We start from the raw sequence: 23,275 nt of genomic DNA on the forward strand, positions 1-23,275 counted from the left end.
GGTGCGGCGGCGAACGCCGGAGCCGCCGTCAGAGACGCGGTCAGGGTGGCGGCACACAGCACCCCCAGCCATCGAAGACGGCGGTGCCCAGATATGGACCACGGCCGGGACACTCCACGTCGGGGTCCGTCAGCGGTTCGAAGCATGTGAAGGTCGCACCTCTGCTGTTCGTCGCTGCACGCGGGCAGCACCCACCCCCGGCGTGATCAACAGCCGGCTCGGGTCGACTATCGCAGCGACGACATGGCTGAGTCACCGTCAATCCTGCGCACACAGCCGAAATTTGAAGGATTTGTTACCTGGCGCGCTGCTGACATAAGTGGCATAGCGGAGGCAAACCACCCAAGGACGTGACACGGACCCGGGATAGCCTCGGCAAACACCCAGGCTGCGCCATGTTCCGGCGCGGGGAAGGCCGGAACTCCACAGCCACGCACAGGAATGAGCAGAGGAACTCCGTTGATGCGCCCCTCCACACCACCTACAAGAAATCTGGCCGCAGGGCTGGCCGCAGGGCTTGCGGCGGCGGCCCTGAGCGCGGTGGCACCCGTGGCACACGCCAGCACCACGGGCACCGCACCGGCACCGGCGCCAGCGCCGACGGCTGTCACGGCGCCTCGGGCCGCCGCTCAGGCCAAGTCGACCGGCAAGGCCGTCCCGGTGGACGCGGCGACCACCACCACCGATCAGCTGACCGCGAACCCGGACGGGAGCTTCACGCTCAACCAGGCCCTCGCACCGGTCCGCAAGCACACGACCAACGGGTGGAAGCCGCTGGACGCGACGCTCGTCAAGCGCTCCGACGGCTCGATAGGCCCCGCTCTGACCACGAGCGACCTCACCCTGTCCGGAGGCGGAAGCGGCGCCCTGGCCTCTATGAAGTCCGCCGGCCGCACCCTGTCCGTCACGCTTCCCGCCTCACTGACGAAGAACCTCCCCGCGCCGGCCCTGGACGGGCCGACCGCCACCTACGCCCTCCTGACCGGTGTGGACCTGAAGGTCACCGCCGACCAGCAGGGCGGCTTCTCGGAAGTCCTCGTCGTCAAGGACGCCACCGCCGCGGCCAACCCGGCCCTGAAGTCGCTGGCCTTCACCACGAAGACCAGCGGCGTCGACCTGGCCGCCGATGCGGCCGGCAACATCTCCGCCCGGGACAAGCAGGGCAGGACCGTCTTCTCCGCCCCCGCCCCGGTCAAGGGCGTCTGGGACTCCGCCGTCGACACGAATGCCCCCACCGTGACCGACCCGACCACCGGCACCAAGGTCGACGCCCACAGCGGCGCACCCGCCCTCTCGAGCGCCAGCGAGCCCGGAGCAACCGCCCACACCGCCCCCCTGGCCGCCGGCCTCAGCAGCGGCACGATCACCCTCACCCCCGACCCGGCACTGCTGTCAGGACAGAACACCGTCTGGCCGCTGTACATCGACCCGACCTACGCGTCCGCCGGCAGCTCCGCCCAGGCCTGGACGTACGTCAACTCCCACTACGGCAGCACCAGCTACTGGCACACCTCCGACAGCACCGGCCTGCGGGTCGGCTACAACGGCTGGGAGTCCCCCTACTACGTCGGGCGCACCTACACCCGGATGAATGTGCCGAGCAGCATCTACGGCGCCCAGGTCACCTCGTCGCGCTTCTACGCGACCGAGACCTGGTCGGCCTCCTGCACGGCCAAGCCGGTCGAACTGTGGTGGACCGGGGCCATCTCGGACACCACCACGTGGAACAACCAGCCCGGATGGATCAGCAGGCTCGACACCAAGACCGTCGCCAACGGCTGGTCCAACGACTGCCCGGCCGCATCGGTCGGCTTCGACACCACCTCGGTGATGCAGACCGCGGCGAACAACAACTCGGTCGACGTCACCCTCGCGCTGAAGGCCTCCGACGAGTCCGACTCGCTCGGGTGGAAGAAGTTCCAGCCGTCGACGATGTACATGTCGACCACGTACAACCATGCGCCGAACACGCCGAGCCAGCTCGTCACCTCGCCGTCCACCGCGTGCGACGCGAGCACGCCGACGGTGGTCGGCAACGGCGACGTGACCCTGTTCGCGGCCGTCAGCGACCCGGACGGCGGTTCGCTCGGCGTCGGCTTCAACCTCGTCAACACCACCACCGGCCAGAGCATCGCCTCCAGCAGCACCGGCTCCCTGTACGCCACCTCCGGGACCTCGTCCTCGCTCAACGTCACGAGGGACACGCTCGCCAAGTCCGCCGCAGGCCAGCCCACGACGTTCGCCTGGAACGTCTACGCCAGCGACGGCATCACCAACGGCCCGACCAGCACGACCTGCCGCTTCACCTTCGACGTCTCCGTGCCCGGCCGGCCGGGCATCACCCAGAACACGACCACCTACAAGGTCGGCGCCGACGCCTCCTTCACTTTCACCGCGAACCCCTCGGCGCCGACGCCCAGCAGCTACCTCTACCAGCTGAACGGCGCCGCCCCGCAGACCGTCACGGCCTCCGCCGGCAACGCCACCGTGACCCTCAAGCCCACGCGCCGGGTCAACACCCTCACTGTCACCGCCGTCTCGGTCGGCGGGAACATCGGTGACTCCGCCGTCCTGCCCATCGACGCCGCGGCCCCCGCCACCGCGCCGGAGAACGACTTCACCGGCCAGGGCCGCGCCGACCTCACCGTCGTCGGCAAGACCGCCACCCTCCCCCCGGGCCTGTGGCTGTCCTCCGGCATCAGCACCAGCACCCTCAACACCGCCGCCGACAACATCGGCGTCAAGGGCAACCTCCTCAACACCCCCGGAAGCCCGGCCGACTGGAACACCACCCAGGCCATCGCCGGCCACTTCGCCTCCGGCGACGGCTTCAACGACATCCTCGACTACAACCCCGCCACCGGAACCGCATCCGTCCTCTTCGGCAACGGCGACGGTTCCGCCTTCACCGCCGACGCAGGCACCTCGGCCAAGGTCGCCGACAAGGTCTTCACCACCGCGGCCGGCAGCAAGGCCACCCAGGTCGCCAACGGCGGCGCCCTCTACAACACCCTCAACGACGTGCCCGTCAACGGCTTCCCCGCGCTCATCCTCCTCGTCGACAACAAGCTCCAGGTCGAACAGGCGAGCGTGAGCCCAGGTGCCTTCGCCGGCGCCTCCGCCGCCATCGACGTCACCACTACCAGCCCCACCGGCACCGGCAGCTGGGCCGGCTGGACCATCACCACCACCCTCGTCGGCGGCCTGCCCGCCCTCTTCACCCGCAACGACACCAGCGGCGCCCTCTACTACTACAGCCCCCAGAACCTCATGGACCTCACCGGCGGCACCGGCGCCCCCACCCCGCTCAAGCTCGCCGACAGCGGCTGGAACGCAGCCGCCAAGCCCGTCATCCAGGCCGCCGACATCAACCGCGACGGCACGCCGGACCTGTGGTCCGTCGACTCCACCGGCAAGGCCACCGCCAACCTGTTCAACGGCACCACCCTCGCCACCCAGGCCAACCAGCCCCTGACCGCCCCCACCCATGCCTGGCCCCTCGGCGACAACACCGTCGACCAGACCACCCACATCCTCACCGCCCAGGACACCGTCGGCACCGCAACCCTCAGCGGCCCGAACCCCGACGCCACCTACAGCAGCCAGGACCTCTTCAACCCCGACGTCCACCTCAACGGCACCACCGGCGCCCTGACCACCACAACCCCCGCCGTCACCGCCAACACCAGCTTCACCCTCTCCGCCTGGGCCAAGCCCGACACCACCAGCGGAACCGTCCTCTCCCAGGACGGCAACCACACCGCAGGCATCAGCCTCTACGCAGACCCCACCACCAAGCAGTGGTACTTCTGCATGGCCACCGCCGACACCGCCACCCCCACCTACGACTGCGCCCACCCCGCCCCCGGCAGCGGAACCGTCCAGACCGGCGCCTGGACCCACCTCACCGCCACCTACGACAGCACCACCACCACCATGACGCTCTACGTCAACGGCGTCAGCGCGGGAACCAAGACCCACACCCCCGTCACCGGCTTCACCGGCAAGCTCCGAACCGGAAACGCCCTCCACGCCGACACCTACGACACCTACTACAAGGGCGCCCTCTCCACCATCCAGGCCTGGAACGGCACAGCCCTCACCGCAGCCCAGACCGCCGCACTCTCCGGCACCCCCGGCTACATCCTCTCCCCCGGCGCATCCGTCAAGAACAGCCTCAGCAGCCGCTGCCTCTTCGTCTCCTGGCGCACACCCGACAACGGAGCCCCCGCCCAGCAGTACGACTGCGACGCCACCTTCACCGACCAGCTCTTCAAGATCGAGCCCGTCACCGGCGGCGGCTACCAACTCCGCAACGTCTTCAACAACCGCTGCCTGTTCGTCTCCTACACCACGCCCGGCAACAACGTCCCCGTCACCCAGTACGACTGCAACCCCGCCTTCACCGACCAGGTCTGGTATCTCGACCCCGTCACCGGCGGCGGCTACCAGCTCCGCAACGGCTACAGCAACCGCTGCATGTACATCCCGTGGAGCACCCCCGGACCCGGCGCGGCCGCTCTCGTGTACGACTGCAACCCCGCCTTCGCCGACCAGGTCTGGAAAATCTGAACCCCGAGACCGCCTTCGCAGCGAACCACGACCGCCCCGGGCCACGGCCCGGGGCGCTCCCCGTAACGAGCGGAACGCGCGTGCTGACACCGGCGGCGGGCAGAGAGACCCGCCTCCGGACTCCCCGATACGATCGGGCCCAAACAACTTCGCGCGCAACAGCTGACGAGGACCCCCGTGAAGATCACCCGCTTCCGACGCGCTCGGCATGATCCGCGCGTCGAAGCCGACGCCGCGTTCAGCTGCCTCCGCGCCACGACCAGGCCACCGGGCTCCGGGCGCACCGAAGTCCTGGCCGAGTTCCGCTGTCTGCGCAGGGGGACGAGGGGCGTCATGTACGCGGGTCGCAGAGCCCGCACGAGGCCTGTCCGGAGCCTTCTACGGGCCGCCGGGCCCTCAGGGCGCGGAAGTGATCGCGCCAGAGCGCCGTACCGGCAGGAGTGAGGGCGGGCCTGTCCCGGCAGCGGACCTCCGAAGGCGCGTCCCAACCCGACCGCTCCCGGCCCGGCAGGGCTGTGCCGACACGCCCCGATCACCTCGGCGGACGCCGGACGATGCCTCCGGACGCCGGCGCCCGACCGGCGCTGATCGCTCCTGAGCGGCACTGCCCGCCGTGCTACCGCACCACTTGCTCCGCCCAATACCGACTTTGCACTGTCAGCCATTTCAGACCCAGGAACAGACTTGTCATCCTCGACAATTACCGAATCGCCCTCGAACGTCATCGAGGCGAGAGTTGACTACGCGAGACGCGTAAGGTCACCGCGAATATTCGTGCTCGACGGCCTCCGGCTGTGTGCGGCCCTGATGGTGCTGGCCTTCCACTATCTCGGCGACGACGGGCGGCAACTGTGGAAGCAGTCCACCGACCGCCTGCATCCGCTGCACCGCGTCGCCGAATACGGGCACCTCGGGGTACTGCTGTTCTACATGATCAGCGGGTTCGTGATCTCCATGTCCGCGTGGGGCAGCTCGCTCGGGAAATTCTGGCGCGGCAGGATCATCCGCCTGTTCCCCGCCTACTGGTTCGCGGTCTTCCTGACGTCCGCGTACCTGCATTTCTCCCCCCATTACCCGGACACGCAGCATGTCACGGCCACCCAGGCACTGACCAACCTGTCGATGCTCCAAATGCCACTGGGCGTCGAAAATGTGGACACCGTCTACTGGACGCTCTGGGTCGAACTGCGCTTCTACATCCTGTTCTCGGTGGTGATGTGGATGGGAACGAACGATCGGCGTGTCGCCACCTTCTGCTGGATCTGGGCGCTCGCTGCGGTCCTCGCGCCCCAGTCCGGCGTCCCACTCATCGTGACGCTCGCCATCGCCAGCTACGCCCCGTTCTTCATCGCCGGGGTGGCGTTCTACCTGGTCCGCCGTCGAGGAGGAGTCGACGGCGAACTGCTCTCGCTCCTCGCGCTGACGTGGCTCCTCGCCCAAGCCCGGATGTCCGCCATCTGCGGCACCCACGGCAGGGCCTCGCTCGCGACCGTCGCCGTCAGCGCGATGTACGGCGTCATGTACCTCGTCGCCTCGGGCCGGACAGACCGGATCACCTGGGCATGGCTGCCAGTGGCGGGAGCGATCTCCTACCCCCTGTACCTCCTCCATCAGGCAATCGGCATCAACCTCATCCATGTGTTCCAGCCGACTCTGGGCGGCTGGCCACTGCTCGCACTGCTCACCGTGGGAATGTTGGCAGCGGCATGGCTGACCCACCGCCTGGTCGAACGACCAGGAACACGCCTCCTGCGCAACCTGACCAAGAAGAGGGTCGCGACCGAACACGCTTGGGTGGACAGGCCCGGAGGTGCTGCCACCGGCTGAAACCCGCACCTCGCTGCTCTCGCAGTTCCCCAGCTCTCCAGGACCGCGAAGCAGTGGCGCCCGGTACGCACCACGGGGGCACGGGCGGGACTGGGCCTTGACGGCGTCGGCAACGTCGTCGGGGGTACCTCGGAAGTCGGCCACGGTGGCGAGAGCAGGACGGTGGCGTACGCCGCGGCCCGGAACACGCCCGGCACGACGTGGCAGGAGTGGAAGTGGAACTGCCGTGTGCACCCGGACAAGGGGCGGCTGTCACCCTCGCCGCATCGCCCCTTGGGAATGACAACAAGGCCGGGACGGACGGAAACGACGGAGCTGGAGCCCGAGGCCTGATCGGGGCTCCAGCTCCGTCCGCGCGGGTCCGTGCGGTTACGACCGGGGCGAGCTGCAGCCCAGCTGACGGTCGAGTTCCGCGCCGGTCATCGCACCTCTACCGGTCCAGTACTCGCACCTGCCGCCAGGTGTTCGGCAGCGGCCCTCTCGGTATCCACGACGTCGGCCGCCACCGGGCCATCGGAGTTGCTGAACCCGACTTCGAACAGCTTCGGGAGCCTGTCGACGTCGTGAAGCACCCGGTGGTCCGAGAACTCGCCGGTCGCCGTCGCCAAGGCGCCTGCGGACCAAACGGTGACATAACCGGACCTCGCCCTCCCGGAGAGCGGGTTGCCCAGCCTCAGGAGTTCAACCGGGCCGCGGTCCACAGCACCGGGGTCGTGATGCGGACCTCGGTTGTCTTCTCCCCCGGGCAGAGCGGAATCCTCACCTCGTAGCGCCCGTCGGACACCCTCAGCCCGAACCGCCACCCCTCCGGGTCGGACATGAAACATCCGGTCAGGGAGAGTGCCAATCCCCCCGCCACCACGCTCCGCGCGAAAAACAGTGCTGTCCGAGACACTCGTCGTACCCCTCTTCGTGCTGAATCCTTTCCGCGGTAACGAACCCCGGGGTTGTTGCGAAAGGTGCTCCCGCTCGTCGTACCCACCCGCGCGTGGAACTGCATCAGCCCCGGCAGACACGCATGCCAAAACGGTAGCTGCACCGGTATCCGAGAAGTCCGGCGAGGTTCCTGGTCTGAGCAGTCGGCGCGCCTCGCCCACGTTGGCTTTGTTCAAGTTGGACCAGAAACCCGCTCTCATGAACGGAGCCCACCAGCACCGTCAGCGACCAGGGCAACCGCGAACTCGCAAACTACCGTGCTCCACAGTCGCAAACTAACGCGCAAGGCCAGGCCGCAGACCTGTGGTCCTTCCGCGATCACTCGCAAACCACGGTGCTCCGTCACACTGGCCTCACATGGAGATCCTGGATGGCTGCCGCGAGGACTGCGACGGCACCGGCTGGGAGGATCTTCGGTATGACCTCCCCGCTCCGTGTCCTGCGCGTCCTCGGTGAGCGCCCGTTTGCCGAGGCCGGTGAGCCTGTCCTGGCTGTGTCCGACGAGGGGCGTGGTCTGCTCGCCGTGGCGGGTGAGCCCGGGTTCGCCCAGATGGCGACGGTGGCGGTGTACGGCGTAGGGGACCTCGGCTGCCGGACCGTGCTCCGGACCCGGTTCCCGGTGCACGCCCTGGCTTTCCACCCGACGGAACCCCTGCTCGCCGTCGGGACCGGGGAGTACGACGGCGGCTACTTCTTCGAGGGCGAGCTGCTCCTGCTCGACTGGGAAACGGGCTCCGCCACCACCCTCATCGAGCACGACTTCGGCCGCCAGGTCCTCGGACTGACCTGGCTCGACGGGCAGGCCCTGCGCGTGCTGATGGCACCGCCCGACGACTACAAGGACGAACGGAAGGCTCACACCGAGGGCCACGTCGCCGTCGTGCGGCGGCCCGACTGGCGTGCTGCCGCACCCCGTTCGCTCACCGCCGCCGACCTGGCCGGCCCCCGGGTACCCGCCCCGCGCCCCGACGGACGGGACGAAGCCCATCGAGCGCTCTCCGCGCCGAGCCCGGACTGGGAGCCCCGGCGCCACGTCCTGGCCGTCGAGGAACTGCCGGACAGCACCGTCCTGGCCACCCTCGACCAGGAGGAGGGCACCCCGGAGCGGTCCGTAGGCACCGCCCTCACCGACGGCCTGTTGATCCAGCATCGGACCACCGCGTACGTCGACCGGCGAGACCGCCTGCGGATCCGGCGCGGCAGCCGGGACTAGGTTCGCCAGGTCGCACGAGCCCGCCGGGGACCCAAGCAGGACTGGCTCGCGGCGCGCTCCCCCAAGGGGCCGGGCGCCCAACCCCTGTTCCCGCTCTCCTGGGAGCCCGGGCAGACGCACTTCCCCGGCCCGGGTGCGGAGACCGGGGACGGTGACCTGGTGTACGCCGGCACCGTCTATGACGGCCGAGGCCTGCAGCCCGGCGGCTCCTTCGTCGTCCGCCGCGCGGCCGCCGACGGCGTGCCCCGCTGGATCTTCCGGACCGACCACGTCGCCACCGACCTCGACACCCGAGCGGACACCGCCTACCTGGCCTACCGCGACGGCGAGCTCCTGGCCTTGGACCTCCATGACGGCACCCTCCGCTGGCGCCACCGGCTGACCATCGCCGGCGCCCCAGCCGTCCCGACCGCGCTCACCGCAACCCAACCCGGCCGCCTGCTCGTCGGCACGTCCGACGGCCGAATCCTGGACTGCGCCACCACCTAACCCCACACCCAGCAGCAGCCCAACGAACCCGAACGTCGTCTACTCCCCGACCGTCGAGAACGACACCCCCTGATACCGGCGGTCAAACTTCGGTGAGACGGGTCAGAAACGGCCGTGCCGTGGGCTCGTCCGGGCTCTCGGGTGGCGCGAGGCCCGACCAAGATCAGGAGGCGCGGCATGCACGAGACCGCGATCCACCGCTGTGGTGCCGACGTCACCGTCGCCGTCGACGCCTCCACCGACTCCTCCGCCGCAACGCCCGCGATGACCCTGACCCTCTGCGCCGACCACCACGCGCGCAGTCGGTGGCACCGCCTCCACACCGCGGACCGGCCGGCCCGGCGGAGGGCCCGTGCGGCTTGGTCAGCGACTTTCGCGAACCGCGGACCGGTATCGGGCCCACGCCGACGGCTGGCTGAACGAGCTGAGCGGCACCTACCCCGCCGACCACCCGACCTGGGCTGCTTACCTGACTGCAGCCCACCGCGCACTGTGCGCCCGCCACGGCCTCGACCCCGCAGAAATCGGCGGCGGGGCGATCGGCTGGATCGGCCTCACCGCCGACGAGGCCACCGCCATGCCGGACAACCACCAGGGCCCCGCGGTCTTCCTCGCCAACGCGGAGGTCCTCGCCATCATGGGCCTGGTCGAGGACGCCCCGGAACAGTGCTGCTGATCGCCCCAACCCCCGGGCGCGGGGCAATGGCGGCGCAGGGCGCTACGATCACGCGGTCCACCCGGCGAACCGCGACGAGAGTACACACCATGAACGACCTAGGCGACGCGGAAGGCCGCACCACAGCCACCCGACCGCACCCGAAGCCGGCGCACGCCCTGCTGGCCGGAGCGGGTGTCCTGGTGCTGGCGGCCATTGCGGGAGTGGCGCTGCTCGGCGGCACCCCAGCGACCCCGCCGGCCCCCGCGCCCAGCCCGACGTCTGCGGCCGCCCCGCCCACTTCGAGCCAGTCCACCGAACCGTCCGACTCGCCCACACCCGCGCCGTCGCCCACGGAGGCAAGCGCCACCCCCGCCGCCGAGACGTCCGCACCGCCCACACATCCCACGCCCTCAGCCACCAGGCAGAGCACCAAACCGACCGCCACCAGGTCGACCCCGGCCGGACCGGGGCCGCGTCCCACCAACTTCCCCATCCCCGAACCGACCAGCTGCCCACCCGGCCAGATCCTCATACGGACGACCAGGGCCGAGTGCATCACCCTGGTGTCCGCCACCCCGCTTCCCCTACCAGGCGTCTCGCACAGCCCCACCCACTGACCGCCGACTCCCCACAGATCAAAGAGGTCCTGCGGCAAGCCGGATCCCCCCGAGGTCCCGGCACTGGACCACGACGGCAAGCCCCCGTCAGTCTGGTCGCATGGGGTCCCCCGAAGCCGCCGGACCCATCGGCGGCAGCACTCAGCACGGGCATGGCGGTGACACGGGGGGAGATGAGTGCGGCCAGGTCCAGCAGGTATGGGGGCGCCAGGTGCATGTTGCTGCTGCGCCGTCCACACGGATTGTGTCCCAAGGCGTTGGACGTGTCGGTGCGTGATCAGGCAGGTGGCGAGACCGAGGAACGCCTCGTGAATGTCGTCCCGTCGCTCCCAGCGGATGCGTAGGCGGCGGAAGCCGTGGAGCCGGGCGATCGTAGAATCGACGACCCAGCGGTGGACGCCGAGACCTGACCCATGGGGTACCCCACGGCGGGCAGGCCATCGGCCTGCGGGACTCGGTCCGCGCGGATCGCGGTGCGTCCCTGGTTGATCCGGATCCTGGTCGCGCAGGAGACCGTCAGCACGTAGCCGACATCGCTGGCCTCTGGCCCGGCTCGCAGGGCCGGGTCCTGGCCGCAAACCACCTGGTCCGGGCCCTGGACCAGATGGGTGCGAAGACTCGACGGCACCGCCCGGCGCCGACGCTCCGACCGGACGGCAACCCTCTGCCACCCGCAGACTAGCCGGGTGTTGCCGGCCGTCGCCTCGGCGGCGAAGGAGATGACCGGACTGCCGGCGCAGCCGTACTCCGGCGTGCCGGCCTTGGTTCCGACGGTGAACCGCGGGAAGGGCGGCCCTGCTGCACGTGACAGGGTTGCCGACCTGCCCGCCCCGTCTGTCGCACCCGGCACGCGCCGTCCAGGATGGCAGTGCCCCTTCGTGGGATGACCGCATCGCTGGAATCCGGACGACGCGCAGGCCCCCGCCGCGTCAGTTTTCACGACAGGCCCGCACTCCGCCTCGGGGCGAATGTCAGCTGCCGATCGCCCCGCAGGCCGAGTCGAGCTTGGCGGCGTCGGCGTCCAGACGGGTGTCCAGGTCCGGGCTGGGCTTCGTTCGACTCTCGTACGCCTTGTCCAGTTCCCTGAAGTCATCGGCGACCTTCTGGATCGCCGAGCCCGCGTCGGACTCGCCGCCCTTGACAGCCGCGGCGTCGAGCCCGCTGACCAGAGCCTGGAGATCGGCCTTGAAGGCGTTGGGGTCGTCTTTGTCCGCGGTGAGCTTCTCGCGGCCATACATTGCGACGGTGTCGTTGGCGGAGATGCAGCCCGCGTTCGACGCCTTGAGCAGGTGCGGGGCGAGGTAGGCAACCGGGATGAGCCACAGGACCGACAGGGCGATGCCCACCCAGGACATCACTCTGCCTTCGCCGACCTTCTTCGCACGGTTCAGACCGGCGATTCCGAAGGAAATACCGGGGACAGGTCCACCGATGAGGCCGAAGACCAGCGATGCGACAGCGAATCCGTTCGACCGCTTCTCCTGCACGTGAGCCGGATAGCCTTCCGGCGCCGCGCCGGCGTCCGGGGTGGCCTCGTTCATGGGTATGGGCACGTCGTTCCTTGGAGGGAGTGTGAATTCAGGCGCTGCATCCCGGTAGCGATGCATAGGAATATCGGTGATTCACGGATCTGGCAATTCCGTCGCGAAAAGTCGACCGCCACGTTTGCTTCCGGGGACGCACCGTCAAATGATGATGTGTCACCGCCGCTCTCCCAGAAGGGGGGTGGGCCGCGTCGCTCGCCATTCGGGGATCCGGCGGTCGGATTCGAGCCGATCGCGGCCCCGGAGCCCTTGAGCCCCAGCGGCAGCCGGTCATTTGGGGTCGACCGGGTCGTACACACCGTGGCATCCGCCAGGACCGCCCGAAACGCGCACAACTCGATCAGCTGGTACCAATCCCGCCCGGATTGGGCCGGACTGGACATCTCGACCCGACGACCAGCCCGCCGAGGTCCGGCCCCGATCCCGCCGACCGGCCGCTGGAACCCCGTCCGGGCCATCGCGGACGCCCAAGACATCCCCGGAACGTCGTCGATCACCACAACCCGCCGGCAGCGCGTACTTCCAGCTGCCGAACCAGGCGCCCACCGCGCAAGGAGCTCAGCGTCGGGCAGAGATCGCTGAACCGGGGCCCACGCCCGACTCCTTTACCCGGTCGAACGCGGCGTGGCCACGCTCAAGCGCCGGCGAATCCTCCGCCACACCCGCTGCAGTCCGAACTGGCTGAGGTCAGCGGCCAAGGCCGTCCTCACCCTGGAGCTGCACCGCTGAACAGACTCAGTCACGTGCAGACCTTCACCAAGGTTCTGACGATCTTTCCTGTGTACCACCAGGATGCGTCCGCAGTGCCGGACCGGACCTTCCGCACGCTCTCCGGGCAACTGCTGGTGGTCGGCCGGGGCCGCGATGGACGGTGGTCGAATGAGCACCACCGACCTCGTCGGCGCTCGGCGACGGATCAGCCCATTGCCGGGGCAACGGGCCTGGAATGGTCGGCGATGCCGGGGTGGTCGGCTGCCCAGAGGTGGGCCAGGCGGGCGAGTTCGACCCGGGAGCTGAGGCCGACCTTCCGGAAGATGTTGCGCAGGTGGTAGTTGACGGTGTGCGGGGAGCGGTGGATCCGGGAGGCCACCTGCTGGTTGGTGAGGCCCTGGCTGACCAGGTGGGCCACCGTGCGTTCGACGTCGCTCAGGGCGTCGGCGTTCTCCTCGGCCGCACGGGCGCCCGGGTCGGCGACGTGCAGGGTCGGCACCGGCACCGGCGTCGGGATGGCCGGTACGGCCGCCGACGGGAGCTGTGCGAAGGCGCGGCGGCGGGATCGGGGGTCCAGCAGGGCCGCGAGGTCCTCGGCCGCGGCGGTCCGGGCCCAGTGGTGACCGTGTTCGGTGGCGGCGCGGACCAGGCCGTCCGGGTCCCCGTGCAGCAGGCTGACGGCGTGCCCTGCGGCGGCCGCGAGGGGCGCGATGCCTCGGTTGTCCTCGGCCAGCCGCTCGGCCTCGTGGGCGGCGATCGCGGCCCAGTGCGGGTTCCCGGCCTCCAGGGCGGTCCGGACGAACCAGGCGGCGGCGCCCGGTTGGCGGGTGAAGAGCGCGGCCCGCTGCGCCCGGTCGGGGTAGTGCAGTTCGAGCTGTTCCAGGGCGGCGTGCGCGCCGTGCCGGGCGGCGGTGACCTGCAGTTCGACCCAGTCGTAGACCGGTGAGGGCAGTCGGCTGGCGCCGTCGGCGAGGATCCGGCGGTAGCGGCGGACGAAGGCCTCGGCGCCGTCGTGGTCGCCGAACCTGAGGGCGAGTTCCCCCAGGGTGGCCAGCAGCGGCGGCACGTACAGCAGGGTGCCCTGGCACACCGCGGCCGTGAGCGCCTGCTGGGCCTCGTCGCGGGCCTCGGCGAGCCGCCCCCGGTGGTCCAGCAGCCGGGCCCGGTGCAGGGCGACGACGGAGTCCATCCCGCCGCCCAGCCCGAGCAGGTCGACGCCGGCGGTCCGTACGGTGGATTCGGCCTCGGCGTGGGCGCCGACGTCGACGAGCCGGTCGGCGAGCACCAGGTGGAGGTAGGCGCGCCAGACGGGTGAGGGCATGGCGGCTGCGCCGGCCACCGCGGCCCGGGCCAGCCGCAGTCCTTCGGCCAGGCGGCCGTCGGCGAGCGCCAGGTCGGAGAGGACGGCGGTGGCGGCGAGGACCTCGGCGTCCGGGGCGATCCGCTCGTCGTGGCCGCGCAGTACGGACTCGGCATGCCGGCGGCCCCGGTCGGCATCCTGGAAGTACCGGCCGAAGGCGCGCCCGGCCAGCACGGCGCTGCGTACGGTGTCCGGCAGTTCGGCCGTGTCGCGGCCGAGGATCTCCTCCGCGGCGGCAAGGGTCCGGCGGACGTCGCCGCCGGCCAGCCGCAGTTCGACCAGCAGGCACCACAGGCGGGCGTTGAGTTCCGCGGGCAGGCCGAGGGTCAGGGCCGTGTCGAGGAGTTCCACGGCGCGGTCGAGGGAGCCGACCGAGGCAAGGGCCCGCAGCAGCCCGAGCGGGTCGGTGACGAGGGCGCGCAGCAGGGCGCTGATCTGGGCGGCGCTGCCCTGGGCGGCGAGCAGGCGGGCGGAGGTCAGGAGTGTCGAGTCCGCGCGCTTCTCGGTGGTGCCGACCAGCGGAGCGGTGGTGCCGACCAGCGGAGCGGCGGCGCCGGTGGGCGCCGCCGACGGCAGTGGCAAGGACAATGGGTTCACACCACTCTTCCCGTGTCCGCGGTCCGTGGAGTGGCCGCGGATCGATCGTCTCGCGTTGGATCACCATAGTGCCCGGGACGGTGTCAAGTTCCGGGCACGAATGGAATTCTACGATCCTCGATCGGGCTCTGGCATGAACAAGCCGTTAAATGTGACGGGTACGGAGCATTCGTGTGCGGTCCGCGGTCAGGGGATGCCGTGGGCCTCCGACTGCGCTCTGTGTGAACGGCGTTCGGCCGAGGCGCTGACGAGGGTGAGCAGCAGGGTCAGTGCCGCGCCGCACAACACCGCCGCGCCCGGCTCGGCGTTGGCCAGGATCAGCGCGGCGAGCGAGGCTGTGAGGCTGTAGCCGACGCCCTGCACCGCGTACATGACGGAGTATCCGGCGGCGAGCATCCCGGCCGGCACCCGCTCGCGCAGGGACAGGTTGCGCGTGACCATCACCCCCGACTTGAACGCGCCGGCCAGGATCAGCCCCACGGCGATGCCCACCAGGCCGGGCAGCACCGCGATCACGGCCACGAACACCGCCATCGCGACGAGGAGAACCAGGCTCTGCGCCCGCGGCCCGCCGGGCCACCGCCTGGCGCCGTACAGCAGGCCGCCGACCACACTGGCGACCGAGAAGGCGGTCAGCAGCGGGCCGGACCAACTGACCTGCAGCCCACGGGACTCCAGCAGTGCGGGCAGCACCAGTTCGGCGGTGGCCAGCAGGGCCATCGCGGCGGCGCTGGTCAGGTAGACCGGCCAGCCGGCGGCCAATGCCCGCCGCCGCGAGACCTGTTGACCGGATCCCTGGCCGGCCTGCTCCTGATCGGCGCCGACGTCGGGCAGCAGCCGGACCCCGAACGCGGCCAGTGCGGCGCAGCAGGCGGCGAGCCCGAGCGGGGCGCCGGGTGCCGCGGACAGGGCCAGGAACGCCACCGCTGCCGGGGCGACGGCCCAGATGCCCTGGGTCAGCGTGGTCTCCACGCTCAGCGCCCGGGGCACGCCGTGCTCCGGTACCGCGGCGACCAGCAGCGCGCGCAGCCCGCCGGCGTGCGCGGCCGGGGCGGCGCCGGCCAGGAAGGCGAGCGCCACGGCGAGGGCGGGCGGCGCCGAGTGGCAGAGGGCCAGCCCGGCGAAGGCGAGCGCGCCGCCCAGCAGGCCGAGGGAGAGCTCGCGTCGCAGCCGGGTGCCGTGCAGCCGGGCGCCGAGCAGCGGCGCGCCGACCACCTCGCCCACCACGTACGCCCCGCCGAGTACCGCGCCCAGGGTGTAGCCGCCGGAGGTGTCGCGGACCAGGAACACCAGGGCGAGCGGCGCCATGGCCACTGGCAGCTTCGCCGCCAGGGTGACCAGCAGCCAGGGGCGCACCCCGCGGCGGGCGAGCAGTTCCCGGTACCCCATGGCCGGGGGGCCGGCCCGGTCCTCGTGCTTCACGGCGGCGTCCGCCTCCGCGGTGTCCGGCGCGCTGCCGTTCCCGTTGCCTTCACTCACGTGCGTCCTCGCTCACTTGGGTCCTCGCGCACCTGGGTCCTCGCGCACTTGCCCGTCAGTCACCTGTGTCTTCTGCGACCGGTTCCGCCGGCCCGCCCCGGTCACTCGCCCGCGCTCCCGAACAACGCGTCCACCTCCTCCTCCAGTACCCGCGCGGCCGTGTCGTCCTCCGCGACCAGGCAGCAGCCGCCGAAGCCGCCGGTGCGTCCGTTGTCGTGGACGGTGACCACCACGCCGGTACGGGTGGCCGGGTCGAAGCCGAGTGAGGCGGCGGTGAGCTTGTCCAGGGTCGTACGGAAGTCGGGGAAGGCGACCCGGCGCTTCTCGATCAGGACCCGCTCGGCGGTGTAGTCGCCGCCGACCAGTTCCTCTCCGATCCGGTGGATGTGCGCGGAGCCGACGACCCGTCCGTTGATCTCGTTGACCAGGATGGTGTCGTCCGGGGTGACGATCGCGTCGACGCTCAGGCTGCCCCGGTAGCCCATCCGGTGGAGAGTCCCGGAGAGCTGCCGGGAGTGGTCCAGGAAGTCGGCGAAGGCGGGCAGCCGCACCGAGGGTGCGGGCACGATCAGGCCGTTGATCACCGGCTTCATCCGCATCTCGCCGTGGCCGACGAGCCGTACGCCCTCGTCGGTGACGAGCAGTTCCGCGTAGATGGCGGGCGACTCGGGGGTGTAGTGCTCCAGGACGACCCGGCCCCGGTGCGGGCCGGTGTAGTGCGGCCAGCGCCGGTCCAGGTGGGCGGCGAGCGCGTCCCGGTCGGTGACGAGTTCGGTGCCGGTCGCCCCGATCGGGCGGACCCCGGGCACCGGGCTGACGATCTCGTTGCCGATGCCGCCGACGTGGAAGTCCTGCTTGACGATCACCGGCTGCCCTGCGTCGAGCGCCTCCCGGAGGAATACCTCCGCCTCCTGCCGGTCGTCGGTGACCGTGCCGAACGGCACCGGGACGCCGTGGCCCACGGCCAGCGCCCGGAAGGCGGCCTTGCTGTTGAGCAGGGCGGTGCCGCTCTGCGCGGCGAACGGGAAGCCCGGGGTGTGCTCGTCCAGCCCGAGGGTGCGGGCGAGCCGCACGCTGACCCGGTCGAAGTGGAACGGCAGGATGGTGCGGACCTCGTGCTCGCGCACGGCGGCCCGCAGCCGGGCGACGAACTCCGGGGCCTCCAGCCGGTCCCGGGAGAGCACGTCCTCGCCCAGGCTGCCGACCGGCGGCACGACGACGGCCCAGGAGGCGCGGTCGATGCCCTTCAGGGCGGCGACGTAGGAGAGGAACTCCTCGTCCAGCCCGACCGGGAGGACGAGGACGTCGCCCTCCTCGGCGAGCCAGACCATCCGCTGGGCCTGGCCGGCCACGTAGCGGCGGTACTCGGGGGTCAGCGAGCCCAGGTCGCCGATCATCTCGTCGGTCCGCTGGTTGCTCACGATCAGTTTCGGCATGACAGGTCCTCACCGGAAGGAAAGCGGGTGGGTGGTCGTGCGGGATGGCGGGCGCGGGCGGGTCGTCCCAGTCGTCGGCCCGGGTTCAGGGAACCCGCACCGCCTCGGCCGGGACGGCGAGCAGCCCCGTCACCGACTCCCGCAGGATGTCGAAGCCGTCGGTGCTCAGGACGGACTCGGGGTGGAACTGCAGCGACCGGAAGTGCGGTCCGCGCAGGCCGTGCACCTCGCCGGTGGCGGCGTCCCGGCTGACCGCGACGGTCCCGGCCCGGCCGCGGGGTGTGACGTCGTCGCGGTCCGCGAGTGCGGCGAAGCTGTTGTAGAAGCCCACCCGGCGCAGCCGGCCGAACAGGTCGACGACCTGCTGCCGGCCCTGGTTCGGCCGCGCCTTGCGGACCAGGGGGAGGCCGAGCTCACCGGCGAGCACCTGGTGGCCGAGGCAGACCGACAGGAACGGCCGGTCGCTGTCGAGGAGTTGCCGGGTCAGCGCGCGGAGCGTGGCGATCTTGGCGTCGCAGGCCGCCCGGGGATCGCCGGGGCCGGGGCCGACCAGCACCAGGTCCGCTCCGTCGAGCTCGATCCGGCTGTCCGCGCCCCGGGTGAGGGCGTCCCAGCGGCGGATCTCCGGTTCCATTCCGAGAGCGGCGAGTTGATGGGCGATCATCGCGGTGAAGGTGTCCTCGGCGTCGACCAGCAGCACCCGGCCCCGGACCCGCCCCCCGGCCGGGCCCCGGACTGCGGGACCGCCCGGGCCACCGCCCACCCGGCTCAGCCAGAACGGCGCCAGCCGGGCGTTGCGCCCGGCCAGTGCGGCCTGGATCCGGGCGTCCTCCGCCCAGGTCGCGGTGCCGGTGGCGACCGGTGCCGGGGCGCCGCCGTCCGGGGTCCCTCGGACGGCCGCGAGCATCCCCGCCGCCTTGGCGTACGTCTCGGCGACCTCCGCCTGCGGGTCGGAGTGCCGAACCAGGGTGGCGCCGACACCCATCCGCAGCCGGCCGTCCAGGTCGATCCGGGCGGTGCGGATCAGGATGGCCGAGTCCAGCCACTGTCCGCCGGTCGCGTCGCGGCCGACCAGCGCCAGCACGCCGCTGTAGTAACCGCGCCCGCGCGGCTCGTACCGGCTGATCAGCTCGCACGCGGACTCCAGCGGGCTGCCGGTCACCGTGGGCGCGAACAGGGTCTCCCGCAGGATGTCCGGCACCGGCCGGGTGCTGTGCCCCTTGATCAGGTACTCGGTGTGGGCCAGCCGCGCCATCGGCTTGAGGTACGGGCCGACGACGCGCCCGCCGTCCTCGCAGATCCGGCCCATCATCTTGAGTTCCTCGTCGACCACCATGAGCAGCTCGTCGGTCTCCTTGCGGTCCGCGAGGAAGTCGAGCAGCCCGGGCACGGACGGCCCGTCGGCCGGGTAGCGGTACGTCCCGCTGATCGGGTTCATCACCACTTCCCCGCCGATCGCGCTGACGTGCCGCTCCGGTGAGGCCCCGACGAACCAGCGTTCGCCCGCGCGGACCAGGAACGTCCAGTAGGTGCCGCGCTCCTGGGCCAGCAGCCGGCGGAAGACCGACAGCGCGGCCCGTGCCCCGAACGCGTCGATCGCGGCGACGAAGGGCCGTTCCAGGACGAAGTTGGCGCCGCGGCCGCGCCCGATCTCCTCGGCGAGCACGGTCCGGACGAGTCCGACGTACGCCTCGTCCTCCAGCTCGAACTCGGCCGTGGAGAGCGCCAGTGGGTCGTCCGGCAGCAGCCGCAGCACGTCCGCGAGGTCGACCGTCTCCTGCTCGGTGATCCGCAGCGCCAGCAGCGGGGCGCCGTCGTCGGGGGCAGCGAAGCCCCGCTCCGCGACCTGCCGGAACGGCACCACGACCAGCAGCTCGTGCCGGGCCCCGGCCGACGCCTCCGGCCCGGTCCCGAGCGGCAGTTCGGCCAGCGAGGCCGGCTCGGTCAGCTCGCCGGCCACCACCTCGACCCGGTCGGCCGCACCGCTCTCCGGACGGTGCAGCAGGGCGTACGCGGCGGGCTCACCGCCCGGCGCGAGCAGTCTGTCGAACAGACCTCCCGGGGCCACGTCGTGCAGCGGCGGGTTGTGCCCGATCACGGCGCCTCCTGGAACGGCTGGAATGAGCGGAAGGGGGGATGCCGATCACACTTCCGCATGGCCGGGAGGGTCACAACTACTCGAATGCGCAGGTCAGTCGGGGAATACCGCAAGCAGGTGGAGCAGACCCACTCGGTCGAGTAGTTCCGCCCGTGTCGAGACCGCGGCTAGCGTCGGACACGATCACCTTCGTGACGGACCTCCGGGTCGCGGAACAGCCGGCTGCGGACCATCGAGCCTCCTGCTCTCCTGCGCCCCGCGAGGGTCCCCGAGGCCTTCCCGGACGCCCCCGAACAGCTCCCGGGATCCACCCGCCAGTGCTCCGCCAGTGCCCCCAGTTCCCGCCACTCCCCGAGAAAGGGACGCCGGTGTCGGTCGCCCATCAGAACCGTGCCGAAAGGCTCACCGAGGACGAGATATTCCAGGCCCATCGGGGCGGCAAGCTCCGCACCCTGGTGCCCATCACCCCGCTGGACGCCCGCGCGCTGTCCGCCATCTCCACCCCCGGCGTCGCGCGGGTCGCCCGGGCCATCGCCGAGGACGGCCGACTGGCCGCCGACTACACCTGGGCGCACCGGCTGGTGGCCGTCGTGAGCGACGGCACCGCCGTACTGGGCCTGGGCGACGTGGGCCCGGCCGCCGCGCTGCCCGTGATGGAGGGCAAGGCCGCGCTGTTCAAGGCGCTCGGCGGACTGGACTCCGTTCCGCTGGTGCTGGCCACCCGGGACGTGGACGAGATCGTGGAGACGCTCGTCCGGCTCCGCCCGTCCTTCGGGGCGATCAACCTGGAGGACATTTCCGCGCCGCGCTGCTTCGAACTGGAGCGAGCCCTGGACGCGGCCCTGGACTGCCCGGTGATGCACAACGACCAGCACGGCACGGCGATCGTGGTGCTGGCGGCGCTGCGCAGTTCGGCCGACCTGCTCGGCCGGCCGCTGTCGTCGATGCGGGTGGTGGTCTCCGGCGCCGGCGCGGCGGGCAGCGCGTGTGCCCGGATGCTGGTCACCGCCGGGGCGGGCGAGGTCGTGGTACTGGACTCGCGCGGCACCATTCACCGGGAACGCCCCGAACTCACTCCCGCCAAGGCCGAGTTGGCCGAGCTGACCAATCCACGCGGACTGCGTGGCGGCCTCGCCGACGTGCTGCCGGGAGCCGACGTCTTCATCGGCGTCTCCTCGGCGACCGTGCCGGAGGAGCTGATCGCAGCCATGGCGCCCGGGGCCGTGGTGTTCGCGCTGTCCAACCCCACCCCCGAGATCGCACCCGAACTGGCCGCCCGGCACGCCTCGGTGGTCGCCACCGGACGCAGCGATCACCCCAACCAGATCAGCAACCTGCTGGCGTGCCCCGGGCTCTTCCGCGGCGCCCTCGACGCCGGGGCGCCCCGGATCACCGAGCGGATGATGCTGGCCGCCGCGGACGCCATCGTCGCCCTGGCGGCGGAGGAGCTCGCGCCGGACCGGGTGGTTCCCAGCGTCCTGGACCCGCGGGTGGCCCCGGGGGTCGCCGCTGCGGTCGCCGCGGCGGTACGGGAGCCGGGCGCTCCCGCTGCGCCGGGCGCCGCCGTACCGCCCGCCGTCCCGCCCGCCGTCCCGTCCGCTGTCTCTGCCGAGGAGCGCAAGTGATCGCCCGCAGTGGCACGCTCACCGCACTGGACTCCTTCCGCACTGCCCTGTCCGAGGAGGAGCTGCTGCCCTACCGCAGCCGCCCTGCCGGACAGCAACCCGACTGGGGCGACAGCTGGTTGGTCGACAAGGTGCGCGCCGACCTGGCCGCCTTGCCCGGCCTCGTCGCCTGGGAGGAGGTGCGCCAGCTGCGCACCCTGCTCGCCGAGGCGGCCGCCGGGCGCCTGCTGGTCATCCAGGCCGGCGACTGCGCCGAGGACCCGGCGGACTGCTCCCCGGAGGCGATCTCCCGCAAGGCGGGACTGCTGGACGCGCTCGCCGGAGTGCTGCGGATGAACACCGGGATGCCGGTCCTCCGGGTCGGCCGGATCGCCGGCCAGTTCGCCAAACCCCGCTCCCGGCCCACCGAGGTCGTCGACGGCGTCGAACTGCCGGTGTTCCGGGGCCTCGTCGTCAACGCGCCCGAACCCCAGCCGATGGCCCGCCGCCCCGACCCGCTTCGCCTGGTCACCGGCTTCCGGGCCGCCGCCCGGGCGATGGCCCAGCTGCGCCGGCACGAGGAGACCTGGTCCCCGCTGCCCGACCCGGTGGTCTGGACGAGCCACGAGGCCCTGCTGCTGGACTACGAACTGCCGTTGCTGCGCCGCTCGTCCGACGGTCGGCTGCTGCTCACCTCCACCCACTGGCCGTGGATCGGCGAGCGGACCCGCGAACCGGACGGCGCCCACGTACGGTTGCTGGCCGACGTGGTCAACCCGGTGGCCTGCAAGGTCGGCCCCGGCTGCACCCCCGCCGAACTGCTGGAACTGTGCCGCGCCTTCGACCCGGATCGGGTGCCCGGCCGGCTGACCCTGATCGCCCGCTTCGGCGCGGGCCGGGCCGCCGGCCGGCTGACCGACCTGGTCCGGGCCGTGCGCGAGGCCGGCCACCCGGTGAACTGGCTGTGCGACCCGATGCACGGCAACACGGTCAGCGCCCCCTGCGGCCGCAAGACCCGGGCGCTGAGCGCCATCGTCCAGGAGATCGGCGAGTTCCTGACGGCGGTCCGCCAGGGCGGCGCGGTGGCGGCCGGCCTCCACCTGGAGGCGACGCCCGACCCGGTCGCCGAGTGCGTCGCCGACCTCTCGTCCCTCTCGGACGCCGGCCGGCTCGGCCCGTACACCACGCTCTGCGACCCGCGCCTGAACCCGGAGCAGTCCCTGACCGTCGCGGCGGCCTGGCGCCCCTGACCACCGCGACCGCGTCCGCTGCTCCCGCCGCTGCCGTGTCCGCACCTGCCGCACCCGCCACCACACCCTGACGAGGCCCGCCTTGAGTATCAGTCCCATCCCGCCGTACCCCATGCCCACCGAACGCGACCTACCGGAGAGCCGGGTGTCCTGGAGCCCGGACCCGGACCGCGCCGTGCTGCTCGTCCACGACATGCAGGAGTACTTCCTGCGCCCGTTCACCGCCGACCGCTCGCCCGCCTCCGAACTCCTCCACAACTGCCGCCTGCTGCGAACCCGCTGCACCGACCTCGGGGTCCCCGTCGTCTACTCCGCCCAGCCGGGCGACATGGACGACGAACAGCGCGGCCTGCTCAAGGACTTCTGGGGCTCCGGCATGCGCGCCGAACCCGGTGACCGCCGGATCGTCGCCACCCTCGCCCCGCAGCCGCACGACCGGGTGCTCACCAAGTGGCGCTACAGCGCCCTACACCGCTCCGGGCTGCTCGATCTGCTCCGCGACAGCGGCCGGGACCAGCTGATCCTGTGCGGGGTCTACGCCCACGTCGGTGTCCTGATGACCGCCGTGGACGCCTTCTCGCACGACGTCCAGCCCTTCCTGATCGCCGACGCGGTCGCCGATTTCTCGCTGGACCGGCACCGCCTGGCCCTCTCCTACGCCGCCAACAACTGCGCCGCCGTCACCACCACCCGCAGCGCCCTCCTCACCCTCGGCACCACGGCCCACGACCGCTCCGACACCCCCCTCCCGGTCTCCTGACCGCTCCCGCCCTGAGCTTGGAATCCATCCTCGCCGGACTTCCCAGTCCTTGACCGTTCCGGCGCGTCCGACCGCCTTCCCGACATCGCGACGCGCGACCCACTGCCTGTCCTCCGAGCCGCGA

The 23,275-nt window shown here is 71.5% G+C and carries 13 protein-coding genes and 1 pseudogene; 8 read left to right on the plus strand and 6 right to left on the minus strand.

What is annotated here, in order from left to right:
• The first annotated feature begins 549 nt into the window (after positions 1-549).
• The 5 genes from FHR36_RS39975 (at position 550) to FHR36_RS20120 (ending at position 9,713) form a co-directional block, all read left to right on the plus strand.
• A complete protein-coding gene (locus FHR36_RS39975) occupies positions 550-4,572 on the plus strand; it encodes an RICIN domain-containing protein (RefSeq protein WP_253799498.1) in 4,023 nt (1,340 codons plus the stop codon).
• A 774-nt stretch (positions 4,573-5,346) separates the two neighbouring features.
• The gene (locus FHR36_RS20105; RefSeq protein WP_253799500.1) at positions 5,347-6,399 is read left to right on the plus strand and encodes an acyltransferase family protein; all 1,053 of its coding nucleotides are present in this window, start codon (positions 5,347-5,349) and stop codon (positions 6,397-6,399) included.
• Between the two features lie 1,354 nt (positions 6,400-7,753).
• Positions 7,754-8,548 (plus strand): hypothetical protein, encoded by a 795-nt coding sequence (locus FHR36_RS20110; protein ID WP_253799502.1) that lies wholly within the window; start codon positions 7,754-7,756, stop codon positions 8,546-8,548.
• A gap of 159 nt (positions 8,549-8,707) precedes the next feature.
• Positions 8,708-9,037 carry a PQQ-binding-like beta-propeller repeat protein gene (locus tag FHR36_RS39980; RefSeq protein WP_253799504.1) on the plus strand — a complete coding sequence of 110 codons (330 nt, stop codon included), beginning with the start codon at positions 8,708-8,710 and terminating at the stop codon, positions 9,035-9,037.
• 352 nt (positions 9,038-9,389) lie between these two features.
• Positions 9,390-9,713, plus strand: coding sequence for a hypothetical protein (locus tag FHR36_RS20120; RefSeq protein ID WP_253799505.1), 324 nt, complete (start codon positions 9,390-9,392; stop codon positions 9,711-9,713).
• An 874-nt stretch (positions 9,714-10,587) separates the two neighbouring features.
• Here the strand turns inward: FHR36_RS20120 and FHR36_RS20125 are convergent.
• From FHR36_RS20125 to FHR36_RS20150, 6 genes and pseudogenes are all read right to left on the minus strand, one after another.
• A pseudogene (locus tag FHR36_RS20125) lies at positions 10,588-10,746 on the minus strand (IS5/IS1182 family transposase); the annotation flags it as partial.
• Positions 10,747-11,283: 537 nt separating this feature from the next.
• Positions 11,284-11,853, minus strand: a complete 570-nt coding sequence (locus FHR36_RS20130; protein WP_253799507.1) for a DUF4190 domain-containing protein — start codon at positions 11,851-11,853, stop codon at positions 11,284-11,286.
• Positions 11,854-12,772: 919 nt separating this feature from the next.
• Entirely contained in the window at positions 12,773-14,515 is a 1,743-nt protein-coding gene (locus FHR36_RS20135) for a helix-turn-helix transcriptional regulator (RefSeq protein ID WP_253799509.1), read from the minus strand.
• A gap of 195 nt (positions 14,516-14,710) precedes the next feature.
• Positions 14,711-16,003 carry an MFS transporter gene (locus tag FHR36_RS20140; RefSeq protein ID WP_253799511.1) on the minus strand — a complete coding sequence of 431 codons (1,293 nt, stop codon included), beginning with the start codon at positions 16,001-16,003 and terminating at the stop codon, positions 14,711-14,713.
• Between the two features lie 101 nt (positions 16,004-16,104).
• Complete coding sequence (locus FHR36_RS20145) at positions 16,105-17,439, minus strand: preATP grasp domain-containing protein (protein ID WP_253799513.1); 1,335 nt, start codon at positions 17,437-17,439, stop codon at positions 16,105-16,107.
• Positions 17,440-17,524: 85 nt separating this feature from the next.
• Positions 17,525-19,537 (minus strand): anthranilate synthase family protein, encoded by a 2,013-nt coding sequence (locus FHR36_RS20150; protein ID WP_308199605.1) that lies wholly within the window; start codon positions 19,535-19,537, stop codon positions 17,525-17,527.
• A gap of 368 nt (positions 19,538-19,905) precedes the next feature.
• On the opposite strand from FHR36_RS20150, the gene FHR36_RS20155 reads away from it, so the two are divergent.
• The 3 genes from FHR36_RS20155 (at position 19,906) to FHR36_RS20165 (ending at position 23,151) form a co-directional block, all read left to right on the plus strand.
• On the plus strand, positions 19,906-21,162 hold the full coding sequence (locus FHR36_RS20155; RefSeq protein WP_253799515.1) for an NAD(P)-dependent malic enzyme: 1,257 nt from the start codon (positions 19,906-19,908) through the stop codon (positions 21,160-21,162).
• Between the two features lie 26 nt (positions 21,163-21,188).
• On the plus strand, positions 21,189-22,391 hold the full coding sequence (locus tag FHR36_RS20160) for a 3-deoxy-7-phosphoheptulonate synthase (protein ID WP_253800622.1): 1,203 nt from the start codon (positions 21,189-21,191) through the stop codon (positions 22,389-22,391).
• Between the two features lie 82 nt (positions 22,392-22,473).
• Complete coding sequence (locus tag FHR36_RS20165) at positions 22,474-23,151, plus strand: isochorismatase family protein (RefSeq protein WP_301330506.1); 678 nt, start codon at positions 22,474-22,476, stop codon at positions 23,149-23,151.
• The last annotated feature ends 124 nt before the right edge of the window (positions 23,152-23,275 follow it).

Origin of the sequence: Kitasatospora cinereorecta, from assembly GCF_024172095.1 — a bacterium.
Lineage (GTDB): Bacteria > Actinomycetota > Actinomycetes > Streptomycetales > Streptomycetaceae > Kitasatospora > Kitasatospora cinereorecta.

Excerpts from the sequence above, each read along its gene's own strand:
- FHR36_RS20145 (WP_253799513.1), bottom strand. The coding sequence starts at position 17,439 with ATGCCGAAACTGATCGTGAGCAACCAGCGGACCGACGAGATGATCGGC.
- FHR36_RS20130 (WP_253799507.1), bottom strand. The coding sequence starts at position 11,853 with ATGAACGAGGCCACCCCGGACGCCGGCGCGGCGCCGGAAGGCTATCCG.
- FHR36_RS20110 (WP_253799502.1), top strand. The coding sequence starts at position 7,754 with ATGACCTCCCCGCTCCGTGTCCTGCGCGTCCTCGGTGAGCGCCCGTTT.